This is a genomic window from Lunatimonas salinarum (genome assembly GCF_017811155.1).
Classification (GTDB): domain Bacteria; phylum Bacteroidota; class Bacteroidia; order Cytophagales; family Cyclobacteriaceae; genus Lunatimonas; species Lunatimonas salinarum.
The window spans coordinates 131,546-143,802 of sequence record NZ_JACVCV010000010.1 but is presented as its reverse complement, the minus strand read 5'-3'; the positions used below and the strand labels follow the sequence as shown (position 1 = coordinate 143,802).

Here is a 12,257-nt window from a genome sequence, read left to right as displayed (position 1 = left end):
ATATAGCCATGATTAATCCTAGGCAAATAACTTGGCGTACATCTCGTCCAGCTTGGTCAGGGGGACTATTTCTATGTCGTATTTGGCGTTGCTCAAGCCTTTGATGCCGTATTTGGATACCATTATCTTTTTGAAACCCAGCTTGGCTGCTTCGGCGATGCGGCTTTCCACCCGGTTGACCGCCCGGATCTCACCGCCCAGGCCAACTTCCCCGGCAAAGCAAATCGATGGATCCACCGGGGTATCCTCGTAGGAGGAAATGAGCGACGCACATACCGCCAGGTCCAAGCCCGGGTCGTCTACGCGTAGGCCGCCGGCGATGTTTAGGAATACGTCCTGCTGGCCCAGGCGCATGCCTCCCCGTTTTTCCAATACGGCCAGCAGCATGTTGAGCCGTTTGGCATCGTGGCCTGTGGAGCTACGCTGCGGCGTACCATAGGTGGCAGGGCTCACCAAGGACTGGATTTCGATGAGCAAAGGGCGGTTTCCTTCCAACATGGCCCCAATGGCCACGCCGTTTGACTGCTCCTCCCGCTGGGTCATCAGGATCTCCGAGGGATTGGTCACGGTGCGCAGGCCATCGGCATGCATCTCGTAGATTCCCAGCTCGTTGGTAGACCCAAAGCGGTTTTTGGAGGTGCGCAGGATGCGGTAGCTTAGGTGCCGGTCCCCTTCAAACTGCAACACGGTATCCACCATGTGTTCCAATACTTTGGGTCCAGCGATGGTGCCGTCCTTGGTGATATGGCCGATCAGAAATACAGGGGTTCCGGTTTCTTTTGCAAATTTCATGATCTCGGCGGTGCATTCCCGCACCTGACTTACCGAGCCGGCGGCAGATTCCACGTGCTGACTATGGAGGGTTTGAATGGAATCGATGATCAGCAGGTCGGGGTTTAGCGCCTCTACCTGCTGGAAGATCTGCTGTGTATTGGTTTCCGCCAAGAGATAACAAGTGTCCGAATGGGCTTCCATGCGTTCTGCCCGCATTTTAATCTGTGTCTCGCTTTCCTCGCCCGACACATACAGCACCTTAATTTGGTTTAGCATGAGGGCAATCTGAAGCAGGAGCGTGGACTTGCCAATACCCGGCTCCCCGCCGATCAAAATCAGGGAACCCGGCACAATGCCCGATCCCAGCACCCGATCCAGCTCCGTATCCCCGGTCACCAGGCGGGGCTGTTCCTCAAATCGAATATCCTGTAGCTTACGGGGTACCGCGGCCTTTTTGGTAGCAGCCTGCCCCGTCTTCCACGTGCCCCGACCGGTTTCTTCTTTTTGGACGATTTCCTCCACGTAGGTATTCCATTGACCACAGGAAGTGCATTTTCCCAGCCATTTGGGACTTTGCGCACCACAATTTTGACAGAAAAAAGTCGTTTTTACTTTTGCCATAGATTTTGTTGGTTGGAGGTAGCCGGCTCAATCTCAGTGTGCTGGCAAAAATGAAGTTGAAGATAGGTTTAAAGATACAAGGAAAGATTAATATATTGGGTCGAAATTACGCGAAGTGTGGCACTAAGGGGGTAGTGGAAGCTGAACCATGCAAAACGGCTATTTTAAAATGTGACTGAAATGGAATCCATGTTCAAAGACCTATTTGGTTACACGCACAAAGCCAATCAGCTCGTGTTAACCGCCATGTTGGAGCATCGGGAGGCACTTCCGGACAAGGCATTTGGGCTGTTTAATCATATTGTAAACCACTCCACCTACCACCGGGGACAAATCGCCACCCTCTTTCGGGAAAGTGGCCTGCAGCCGGTGGTGACTGATTACATCATGCTAAAAAGAGGCAACTAGAACCATGCAAATAGTAAGCGTTTTATCGACTATTTTCTTTCTCCTAGTACTTGCTGTACCCGCGCAGACACAGACAGTGTGCACACCCGAAAGTCGGGAGCGGCTGGAAACGTTTCTGGAACGCTTGTCCGGGGAAAATGTGCAGGAAAAAAACATAAATGGCCTACTGATGGAGATTGGCAGCTGGTTTTTGGGTACTCCCTATGTGGAAAAGACCCTGGAACTGCCCGGCCCGGAACGCTTGGTAGTCAACCTGACGGGATTGGACTGTACAACCTATTTGGAGACGGTACTGGCCTTAGCCCGAGTGGCGAAGCAGGGCAACTTGCGTATGGAGGCCTATGAAAAAGAACTGGAACGTATCCGCTATCAGCAGGGAAAACTGGGAGAATACCCCTCGCGCCTGCATTACTTTACCGATTGGATCTACCAAAACGAGCAGAAGGGCTTGGTAAGGGATATCACCCAGTTGATCGGGGGTCAACCCTACGAAAACAAACCCACATTTATGTCTTCCAATCCGAAGTACTATGCTCAGTTAAACCGGACGGACTACGTGGAGGCCCTGACCGAAGCAGAAAAAGCCATCGCCAAGCGCAGTTATTTTTACATACCCAAAGCAGAGATACACCGGCACGAGAGACAGATCCAATCCGGCGACCTGATTGCCATCACGACTACCCTACCCAATCTGGACGTGGTACACGTAGGGTTTGCCGTGGAGCAGGGAGGAAGAATCCATCTGATGCATGCCAGTCTAACTTCCAAAGAGGTGGAGATCTCCGCAAAAACGCTGCAGGATTACCTTATGGGCAATAAATCCCAGTCCGGAATTGTGGTTAGTAGAGCTGTTGATTTGGATTAAAAAAAGGCGGGACCTTCAGTTGCCCTCTCCAACAGCGTCGCGAGCGATTCTTCCGCAGTACATAAAGCTTAGCTCGGCATTTTGCCGCGTCGGGCTTTAATCCCCTGATGCACCATAAAGGTACAGGCGAGAAAAGGTAAGCAGCTTAGGAGTAAGCGGAGGTCCTGCCAAACAATGCCGAGGAATAGCGCTACCACAGCCATAACGCCAAAGGCTATTCTCAAAAGATGAAGCGTTTTCATATCGAATACCTACGGTTTGGAACAAAGATATTGGAGCCCATCGGGCAATAAAAATCTTTGAAACTTTTCCCCCCACTGAAATTTTTTTTCAGTGAGGACCGATAATTTTGCTTTGTTAGGTCTCATTGATTTCGTTTTCGTTCCTTTCTTCGGCAGATCACTATGAAAGCTTATCGAATCTTCACCGTCTCCTACTACCTATTGATTAGCTGTGTAGCCTTGTTAACCCTAAACCTACTGCTGGGCCTGCTTGCTGTACCCTCGGCGTTGTTTCCCTCGCTACTTGTTTTGCTTACGATTATGTTTGTAGCGGACGCCTATTTTCAGGGCAAGTTCCGAAAAGGCATGTTCTAGGTGTCTCGCACTTCCCTACCGTTTTTGACTAGACAGCTAATCGACGACCTATCCGCTTCTAAAAAACCCAGGAAGAGTTCTTCAGAATTGGAATTTCTCAGAATGAATAAACCAAAACCCTAAAAAAATAAAAGCCGCCCCAAGGTGACTGAGGCAGCTTTTCAATATATGATTAACCCGGACGACCACCTAAAGGGAAACTCCTTTGGCGGCCGCTGGGGACCGAAATGGAATGGGCAGCAGCTTACAGGATCTGAATCTGTTTTACCTGCTTGTCTTGCTGCAGCCGCTTGGGCAGTACGACATGTAGGATACCATCCTTGTACTGCGCACGGATACCTTCCACGTCAATCATCTCCTCGGGAAGGTAAAAAGATCGTTTGAAAGCCTGATAGCTAAATTCTCTTCGGGTAACCTTTTCTTCGCTCACCGACTCCTCTTTTTTCTCGGAGGATATGGTGAGTTGCTCGTGGTCGTAGTTAATCTTGAAGTCCTCCTTAGAGAAACCTGGTGCGGCTACTTCCAGCTGGAACGATTTTTCATCCTCCTTGATATTTACCGCTGGTAGCGTACTTTTAAAGCCACCAACTCTTCCTGCGCGGTCTATGCTCGCAGGAAAATCGAACAGTTGGTCAAACCAAGTGTCGAAGGTGGGAAATTGGTTCTTCTTTGCGTCGTTTGAAATCTTCATCAGTGTCATGGCTATACGTGAGTTTTAGGTTTTTGAATCGTTTCGTACTATTCCCATCTACCCAAAACCTATGCCAAGCAGCATAAATGGCTATCCAGTTTGTAATCAGGACAATACGTCATATTGTAGGTTGCGATCAGTGTCATTTTGACCTATAAAAAAGTAGAATTATGCCAAAATGGCTATGTGTGACTCAATCGTACAACAGGCCAGGCAGCCATAGAGAGATCCCGGGCACATAGGTAATCAGCGCCAACACCAGCAGGCTTACCAATAAAAACGGCAGACCTGCCCGAGCAATTTTCTCAAGCGATATCTGCCCGATGCTTGAAGCAACAAACAGGCAGACACCTACAGGTGGGGTGGTCAGCCCAATGACCAGGTTGAACACCATAATTATGGCAAACTGAATCGGATCCACGCCCACTTGCACAGCCACCCCCAGTAAAACCGGAAAAAGAATCAACAGTGCGGCAATGGTTTCCATAAAAGCTCCCACGAAGATGAGAAGCAGATTGATCAGAAGGAGTAGAATAAACTTATTTTCCGTAAGGTTAAGCAGAGAATCGGCAATAAGTTGGGGGAGTTCTTCCACCGTCATAATCCAACCGAAAAGGTTGGCAAATCCAACCAACACCATCAAAGAGGCCGTAGTCTTAGCCGAGTCTAGGATAATTTTCGGAATCGCTTTGAGTTTAAGCTCTCGGTAAACGAACAGTCCTACTGCCATCGCATAAATCACCGCTACAATGGAGGCCTCCGTGGGGGTAAAAACGCCTCCAATAATTCCAAATAGGATCACCAAAGTCATCATAATCGCCCAAAAGGCCTGAAAAAAAGACTTGAGCATAAGTAAAATGGGCGTCTTCGGGCTCTTTGGGTATTTTCGTTTTACTGAGATCAGGTAAGTGACCACCATAAAACCCAAACCCAACAATATACCTGGGACGATGCCAGCCACAAAAAGCTTCCCCACGGAAAGGCCGGTCAGTGTAGCGGCGATAATCATGGGAAGACTGGGTGGAATTACCGGGCCAATGGTGGAGGAGGAAGCCGTCACTGCGCAGGAAAATGCCGTATCATAGCCCTCCTTCTTCATGGCAGGTATCATCACTGCACCTATGCTAGCGGTATCGGCGATGGCAGTACCGGAAATCCCGCCAAACAACATGGAAGCACCTACGTTTGCTAGGCCCAATCCACCACGAATATGACCCAGCAATGCATTGCAAAAACGTATGATACGGTCGGTAATCCCACTGGCATTCATCAGGTTACCGGCAAGAATAAATCCAGGGATAGACAGCAGCACAAAAACGTCTATGCCTGCATACATTTTCTGGGGTATCACCATCAGCGGTAAATCACTTAAGAGGATATACGCAAAGGCCGAAAGACCCAAGGCAAAGGCAATGGGCACGCCCAATATCAGCAATACCAAGAATACCACAAATAGCAGGATAGTCATGGGCGCTGTTTTATCCGTTCGACAAGTTGAAAACTACCGTAAAGGCCCACAAAAAAGCCCATAAGGGTCATCGCCGCATACATCCAAGACATGTTAAGCTGCATGGCAGGGGATCGCTGTAAGCTAACGATTTGTACTAAGGGAAGGCTGACAATTGCCATGGTCAACATGAATACCACGATTAATGCCAGAATGCCTATTTCCAATCCTTTGCGTGTAGTGGGCGTCAACTTATCAAGCAGAAAATCCACGCTAACATACAGCCTTTCTTTAATGGCCAGTCCGGCCCCTAGACTTACGAGGTAGATAAAACAAAACCGAGCCATTTCCTCCGTCCACTCGGGAGACCAGGGCAGGGCATAGCGGGCCAGTATTTGCAAGACGACCACCCCGATCATCAGCAGGAAGCTGATGATTACTAAAAAGGACAGAACCCTGTCAAGAAATGTAACTGGGGAACTATTTTTCATTTGACGGCCTGAATTCTACGTAGAAGATCGTTTTGCTGTTCATTGAAATTTTCCATTACCGCATTTGTAGCAGCCTCCCGGAACGCTTCCTTATCTACTTCGATAAATTCCATACCTTGTGCCTTCAGGTGTTCGTAATCTAATTTTTCCTGTTTGAGAAACAATTCATGCTCATACTCCTGCATGACGGCGGCGGACTCATCGATAACCTGCTGCAGCTCCTTTGGTAGGCTTTCGTATTTTTTGTTGTTCATCACCACATAAGACCATCCCTTCACATGTTCGGTCAGCATACAGTACTTTTGGACTTCGTAGAGGCCTGCATCTTTGATGAGCGCAAAGGGGTTTTCCTGACCGTGGATGGTAGACTGTTGCAGCGCTGTAAAAACCTCCGAAAAGGCCATAGGCGTGGGTTTAGCGCCCAAAGCACTCCAGGTTTTTACGTACAGGGATACTGCCGGTACCCGCAATATCATGCCATTCAGCTCGTCGGGGTGACGGATGATCCGATTGGCCGTCAGGTTTCGTGCTCCGCGTTCAAACCAAGCAATGGGTTTAAATCCAGCCCCGTCGATGATATGTTGTTCAATTTCTTTTCCGATGGGTCCACCGGCAATTTTTTTCAAGTGTTCGCTATCCCGGATAGCAAAAGGAGTGGCACATAGGATGGCATTTGGTAGGCTCCAGCTTTGAAGCGATTCGCCGGTGATCATGATATCTGCACTGCCCACTAAAATTCCCGTCAGCACGTCCATTTCCTTTCCCAATTGCTCGCTGGGAAATACCTTGACCTGCATACGTCCATTCGATCTCCGATATACTTCCTCGGCAAAGCGCTCGGCAGCCTGATGCCAGCCATGTTGTCGATTGGCCAAGTGACCAAAACGCAGCAGGTACTCTGGCTTTTGCCTAGAATTAACGGAGCAAGCGGCGAGGAAACCTAGCAGTAGGAATAAAAGGGCTAATCCGGGAATTTTATTTGTCATTTTGGGTCCAATGCGGATTTAATTGGCTTTAGGCACAATCCCGAAAATACAAAAAATCCCTTGACATTGGTAAGAGGCACTAAAATTTAGTCCCTACCACCACGGTTTTCTTGAGCTGATTCACTGTACCATCCGGATGGAACAATTCCACCCAAACCACGTAATAGCCAGACTTCACCCTTGCTCCCCGCTCGTCGGTGCCATCCCAAATATAGAACCCGGACTCGCCCCAAAGCTGATTTTGGCAAAGTTCGCGCACCAACCTGCCGTCCGTGGCGTAAATGCGAAGTGTGGCCACAAACCCAGCCTGATCCAGCCTGTAGGATATGGTCGTGAAAGGGGTCTCGCCCACGCCGTCCGGTACAAAGACCTTGGGCGATATCTGTATTCCCTGCTCCAATGGATTAGGCGATACCACTTGGGAGTTGCGGAAACCCGGCGTGGCATAACCCTCCGTGGCGGAGGCTGATTGCCAGTTTTCGGGATCATCCACTTCACCATTCATACTGAGGCGCTCCAAGCTTACGCCCCGAACCTCCCTCAACAGCGGATGATGATGACGTTCGTGATAACTATATCGTTCTTGGATGGTCTCGTCCGGATTCAACAAGATGACCGTGCCACTACCTATGGGGTAGGACGGCAAACTCATCTCGTGAAACGTATCGACTAGACCTCGGGGATAATGTTGGTGGAGGAGGCCTGCGTCCGTGGTAAATACGCGAAACATACCCGGAAGCAAGATGTCCGTATGGCCGGAAATCACCCTTCTGTTCGCAACTTCCCCATTTGCGACATTTGCTAGTTTCCAATTTTTCAGATCGATGTACTTTTCCGAGGCATTGTAAATTTCGACAAACTTGGGCCCTCCGGTTCGTGGGTTAAAGAGGATTTCATTCAAAACAATATCACCAGGCAAAGCTTCCGTAGGAATCTTAAAGACCAACCGGGAGGCTTGTGGATCCAGTGCATTGCCTGCACAATCGGTCCAGTCTGCGATCGCTACTTCGTAGCGTTGATTGCTTTCAAATGGTGATGCGAAGGTCACATACAGAGCATAGGGATCCTCGGGATCCAAGGCAATGTCCGAGAGAGCTAACTGAGGCTCCAAGAAGAACTGGGCCGATAGATTGCTTTCGGTTACCGGCTTGGAAAACCCAAGTCGAAGTTTGTCCGGACCTAGGGGATCAGCCTGTACCAGACGTGGTGGAATCCGATCTGGTGTTTGGTCAAACACGGAATTTTGCTGACCGGGAGTCCCCCTCTGCGGAGATTGCGATGGGCGAATGTTGGTGGGAGACTCACAAGGGTAGTAGGGGTTTACCAGCTCCAGGCTATATCCGCCTTGGGCGATTGTGCTATTTCCAAAGCTGGAATTATCGTATGCAAATCGGTCTAACACGGAACCTTCAGCCGTTCCGATCCAAACCTCATCCCCGGCATTCAACAAGGTAGGCCAAGGAGAAACGCCCATCACTTCTCCAAAGGCCGTGAATTGACCAACCTGAGACACTGGGCAAAGGATCAGATATTGCCCCGGATCTAAAACGTACCGGGAAAGCGTCGTAAAAGTTCGGTTATTGCCAAAACGCATCCCTCCCAGCTGCACCGGGCGTTGCGAGGCGTTGAACAGCTCCACGTATTCGGCATTGGGCAGCGATCCTCCCTCTCTAGGTGCTGGCATCACCTCGTTGATCAGTATATCACGATACGCCGCCGCCATCGGGGGCTCGTAGGTAAAGGTAAATTGCTGCCGATCAACCGAATTGCCTTGAGGATCTTCAATACCTGTAATAACCAGGGTAAGCAAACCGCTTTCACTAGCGGGTGGCTGATCAAAATACAGCAGCACTTGGTGGGTCTCCGGACCATGCTGTACCTCCAAAGGATGTGTTCCATCAACTTCATAAAAAGAAGTTACCAGCGCAAACACCGGATCCAGCGACTCATCAAAGTGCAACATCCACTCCGTATCCCTAATCACCTCTACATGCTGTAGGGTCGGGGGACGTGTGTCCCATCGTATTTCCCGGTAACTCCCGGACAGCCAGTTTCCCTGTGCGTCTATCCTCGGTGGGAGCCGCAATCTATAAGACCGGTCAGCCTGTAGAGGCTTTGAAAATACCAACTGAATCTGCCTGGGTTGAGACCGATTGACCCATGCATCTACTTCTATATCCTCATCTTCCATTTCAAATCGCCCCTGCAAGGCACTTTCCAAGGGTAGCACTGTTTCATGCACCAGCACCGCGGTTTGGGCATGTGAAACCCAACTATCTACGATACCATCGGAGTAGCTGCCGGATTGCATGACCTGGCTAAGTGCTTTCCCACTTAGGCTTTGCAGGGGACCCAATACCAGTTCCCAGCTGGAACCCAGCTTCAACGGCTCCTTCCAAGTCAACCAAACCAAAAAACCTTCCTGCTCCATCTCCACCTCATCCACCGGTCTCCCATTGATTAGATACCGATCCGGTAAAAGTGCCATCGCTGGATCCAAAAAATCGGTGAAAGCAAGCCGCATCTTTTGTTCATCCACCAACCGTACTTCTTGCAACCGGAGCTTCGTATTGCCCAATAAGTAGTTAATGGGGGCTTCCTCAGGGAGTGTTAGAGTTAGCAGCAGCTCCTCTGAATCGAGTGCGAAATCAACGTCAAGTTCGTACATTCCCGGCGCTAGCTCTCGCTGCGTGCTGACAGGTCTATCCTGGACCAAAAAGGTAAATGGGGCCTGCAGCGCACGGTCTGTTTGAACCTTGAGTTGAAAAGGGGAAGTCACATAAGCCGTATCTATTCGGGGCCGGGCAGCTGATAGGCTAAAGGTGCCGGAGATTTCCCTAGGCATTTCATTTCCAAACAAATCTCGCAGCGAGCGTACCCTAATTTGATACGCCATGTCTTGCTGCCACTCCCCTTCGAAGGCCAAACGCACTGCTTGCCCGTCCATGATTTCGACGACCTGCGGATTTCCAGCCTCAGGTAATACCGTATAATTTTCCCGAATCAAGGCGGTCTTCGGGTCCAGCGCCTTGTTAAATTGAAGTGTCAGCATATTTGGGTGCATAGGCGTGACTGTGCCAAGCGAAATAGCCCGCGTATCCCAGGTGAAGGATCTTCGAAAAGCGATGATCGGATTACCCTCCTTATCCAGCACCCCATCTACCTCCACGGTGATCGCTTGATTGGTGGGAAAGTCACGGTCAAAAATCAACACGACAGTTGTTGGTTCCTCCGCATCCTCTACCACGGCCACCGGGTGACCCAATCCACGGTCCAGCCAATAATTCTCTCTATGGAGCGTAGAAGAACGATCGGTTTCTACCTTAAAACGCACACTTGCGGCATTGGGGCCGGAAAAGAAAACGGTGTCGATCTGATCTATCCAGAAAAAATGCCGTTGGGTAGGTTCCATGCTATTTCCAAAGAGATCGGTTAGGCCGCTAATCTCCAACGCGTACTCCTGCCCCTCTGGGAGATTGGATTGTAGCATCAGGTGCACCCGATTCGGCGCTGCCAATTGCACTTGACTGACCGCTCCCTGAAACGGCGAAAGCTTTACTTCCGAGGCGCTAGGAAGAAAACCGGCATCTATCGGTTCATCCAAGTAAATTACCACCTCATCGGCCGCCCTGCCACCTACCACAGTAATTTTCGGCGGATCCGTATCGTAAATAAATGAAACGTTTTCCTCCTCCAGCAACTGACCAAAGCAGTCGTGGATGCCCTGAAAAGAAAGGGCATAGGTTTCGCCGGAGCTTAATGCAAATGGCAAGCGCAGCCAAAGGACCGCGCCGGCCAAGCTGTCTATTCTCAGGGTTTCACCATGGAGTAGGATCTTGCCCTCGGGGTGTCGATCTGGAAAAAGGGGCTTTGAAAAGTGTACGCGAAGCATATCGTTGGTTAGCGGAATGATATGCTCTACGCTAAATGAGCGGGAATCGGGTTGATCGGTATAGACCGAATTCCGCGCACCAGGAGTACCTCCCATCGGGCTTTCAGATGCAGCCCAGTTGTGCACGTCGCTGCATGCCACATAGGGGTTTTTCCGCTCTAGAGACCAGCCTCCTTGGGACTTTTGCGGATCTCCATACCAAGAGGGATCGTACGTAAGGCTATCGACCACATTCCCCCATCCGTCCCGAAGACGTATCTGTCCAGAACCATTGGGCAGTGCCCGAAATCCGGTTACACCCGCTACAGGTTCCCAAGCCGTAAAATTAGCCTTGCGGGGCATAGGAACCAACAGCAAGTACGCCCCTGGCATAATCACGGCTTCCTCCACCGGACTTTCGTTGTAAGTAAAGCCTCTCAGCCGAATGGGTTTGTCCATGCGGTTATACAGTTCGATGTATTCGTCATTCGCAGCTGTGGGAAGCCGTAGGTTGGAAGGAAGCAAGCCCTTGGGATTGGGATCTGCCATGAATTCATGGATAATGATCGCCCCGGGCGGAGTCGGAGTTTGCAGTTCGAAGGCTACTTGATGCTCCATGTCCTCCGGATCTCCAACAAGGGCAAGAATGAGTTCGTAGGTGTTTGGGTAGAGGCAATCTGAGAAACGCAGGGTAAGCCGATTTTCCGAGACATCCCATTCCTCTGGAGCCCCGTAGCCGGCGGAAAGCAAGGGCGTTTGCATGGAGGTGGGAAGTAGCCTGTCAAAAGTCAGCTCAAGGGTATGCCCATCCAAGGCTTCGGCCTGTAGCAGCGATGGAAATCCTGGCGGATCAATGGCTGGGTCTTCCGGATCCGGGTCATTGGGAGCGGGTTCAGGTTCAGATTGGTCAGAAAGCCTTATGCCAAAATCATCCATGTACCACCTGGCGGCCGTTCCGGTACCTGGACCGTATTGTACGGTTAAGGTTACTGTGACCTCCTCCCGGTTCCACCAGGGCTCCGGAATGGGGATTTCCCAGAGGCGATAATCCGTATCGGCATTCGGAAAACTCTCCAGTGTCCCTAGCGGCTCTTGGTGGGATTGCTGCCCTGCTTCTGAGAAAGTATAGGTCACAATTACTGGCCGGTTGCCGCTGCCGTTTCGTTCAGTGCGCGCAAAAAAGGAAAATATATTGCCTTTCAGCCCAATCGTGCTCGTTTTTATGTAAATTTGCGCGTCAAAACTACCTATGGTCTGAACGCCTAGGGCTATGGAACCGTTAGTACCCTTTGCTGGAGCTTGGAAGACCCTGGAAGTGCCACTCCGCACTTCGTTGGCCGCCCAACCCGGCAAAAATTCTTCAGGATAGTCGACGATTCTAAAATTGCTTTCAAAATCCTGAAGCACAAAGGTTTCGGTTTCGGATGAAAGGGAAAAACCTAGTATGGAAAAAGCAACAAAACCCCATACAAAGTATACAGCTTTCATGTATGAAATTTAAGAATAA

General features: G+C 50.1%; 10 protein-coding genes. 3 read left to right on the top strand and 7 right to left on the bottom strand.

Going from position 1 to position 12,257, the window contains the following annotated elements:
• Positions 1-18 precede the first annotated feature (18 nt).
• Positions 19-1,395, bottom strand: coding sequence for a DNA repair protein RadA (gene radA / locus IAQ59_RS13675; protein ID WP_209331386.1), 1,377 nt, complete (start codon positions 1,393-1,395; stop codon positions 19-21).
• 180 nt (positions 1,396-1,575) lie between these two features.
• Here radA and IAQ59_RS13670 point away from each other — a divergent pair, with 180 nt between their 5' ends.
• Both IAQ59_RS13670 and IAQ59_RS13665 read left to right on the top strand, forming a co-directional pair.
• The gene (locus IAQ59_RS13670; RefSeq protein WP_209331385.1) at positions 1,576-1,803 is read left to right on the top strand and encodes a DinB family protein; all 228 of its coding nucleotides are present in this window, start codon (positions 1,576-1,578) and stop codon (positions 1,801-1,803) included.
• Between the two features lie 4 nt (positions 1,804-1,807).
• Positions 1,808-2,668 (top strand): N-acetylmuramoyl-L-alanine amidase-like domain-containing protein, encoded by an 861-nt coding sequence (locus tag IAQ59_RS13665; protein WP_209331384.1) that lies wholly within the window; start codon positions 1,808-1,810, stop codon positions 2,666-2,668.
• Between the two features lie 68 nt (positions 2,669-2,736).
• Here IAQ59_RS13665 and IAQ59_RS13660 read toward each other — a convergent pair whose 3' ends face one another.
• Entirely contained in the window at positions 2,737-2,910 is a 174-nt protein-coding gene (locus tag IAQ59_RS13660) for a hypothetical protein (RefSeq protein ID WP_209331383.1), read from the bottom strand.
• Positions 2,911-3,072: 162 nt separating this feature from the next.
• Between IAQ59_RS13660 and IAQ59_RS13655 the strand changes: the two genes are divergently transcribed.
• Positions 3,073-3,264: a hypothetical protein gene (locus IAQ59_RS13655; protein WP_209331382.1), complete on the top strand. Its 192-nt coding sequence runs from the start codon at positions 3,073-3,075 to the stop codon at positions 3,262-3,264.
• Between the two features lie 244 nt (positions 3,265-3,508).
• On the opposite strand, the gene IAQ59_RS13650 is transcribed toward IAQ59_RS13655, so the two are convergent.
• From IAQ59_RS13650 to IAQ59_RS13630, 5 genes are all read right to left on the bottom strand, one after another.
• Positions 3,509-3,964, bottom strand: a complete 456-nt coding sequence (locus IAQ59_RS13650) for an Hsp20/alpha crystallin family protein (RefSeq protein ID WP_209331381.1) — start codon at positions 3,962-3,964, stop codon at positions 3,509-3,511.
• A gap of 184 nt (positions 3,965-4,148) precedes the next feature.
• Positions 4,149-5,423, bottom strand: coding sequence for a TRAP transporter large permease (locus tag IAQ59_RS13645; protein ID WP_209331380.1), 1,275 nt, complete (start codon positions 5,421-5,423; stop codon positions 4,149-4,151).
• Entirely contained in the window at positions 5,420-5,893 is a 474-nt protein-coding gene (locus IAQ59_RS13640; protein ID WP_209331379.1) for a TRAP transporter small permease, read from the bottom strand. Before IAQ59_RS13640 ends, IAQ59_RS13645 begins: the two co-directional genes overlap by 4 nt.
• The gene (locus tag IAQ59_RS13635; protein ID WP_209331378.1) at positions 5,890-6,879 is read right to left on the bottom strand and encodes a TRAP transporter substrate-binding protein; all 990 of its coding nucleotides are present in this window, start codon (positions 6,877-6,879) and stop codon (positions 5,890-5,892) included. The genes IAQ59_RS13640 and IAQ59_RS13635 overlap by 4 nt, the downstream gene beginning before the upstream one ends.
• A gap of 79 nt (positions 6,880-6,958) precedes the next feature.
• The gene (locus IAQ59_RS13630) at positions 6,959-12,238 is read right to left on the bottom strand and encodes a lamin tail domain-containing protein (protein ID WP_209331377.1); all 5,280 of its coding nucleotides are present in this window, start codon (positions 12,236-12,238) and stop codon (positions 6,959-6,961) included.
• Positions 12,239-12,257: the final 19 nt, after the last annotated feature.

Excerpts from the sequence above, each read along its gene's own strand:
- radA (WP_209331386.1), bottom strand. The coding sequence starts at position 1,395 with ATGGCAAAAGTAAAAACGACTTTTTTCTGTCAAAATTGTGGTGCGCAA.
- IAQ59_RS13670 (WP_209331385.1), top strand. The coding sequence starts at position 1,576 with ATGGAATCCATGTTCAAAGACCTATTTGGTTACACGCACAAAGCCAAT.
- IAQ59_RS13665 (WP_209331384.1), top strand. The coding sequence starts at position 1,808 with ATGCAAATAGTAAGCGTTTTATCGACTATTTTCTTTCTCCTAGTACTT.
- IAQ59_RS13660 (WP_209331383.1), bottom strand. The coding sequence starts at position 2,910 with ATGAAAACGCTTCATCTTTTGAGAATAGCCTTTGGCGTTATGGCTGTG.
- IAQ59_RS13655 (WP_209331382.1), top strand. The coding sequence starts at position 3,073 with ATGAAAGCTTATCGAATCTTCACCGTCTCCTACTACCTATTGATTAGC.
- IAQ59_RS13650 (WP_209331381.1), bottom strand. The coding sequence starts at position 3,964 with ATGACACTGATGAAGATTTCAAACGACGCAAAGAAGAACCAATTTCCC.
- IAQ59_RS13645 (WP_209331380.1), bottom strand. The coding sequence starts at position 5,423 with ATGACTATCCTGCTATTTGTGGTATTCTTGGTATTGCTGATATTGGGC.
- IAQ59_RS13640 (WP_209331379.1), bottom strand. The coding sequence starts at position 5,893 with ATGAAAAATAGTTCCCCAGTTACATTTCTTGACAGGGTTCTGTCCTTT.
- IAQ59_RS13635 (WP_209331378.1), bottom strand. The coding sequence starts at position 6,879 with ATGACAAATAAAATTCCCGGATTAGCCCTTTTATTCCTACTGCTAGGT.
- IAQ59_RS13630 (WP_209331377.1), bottom strand. The coding sequence starts at position 12,238 with ATGAAAGCTGTATACTTTGTATGGGGTTTTGTTGCTTTTTCCATACTA.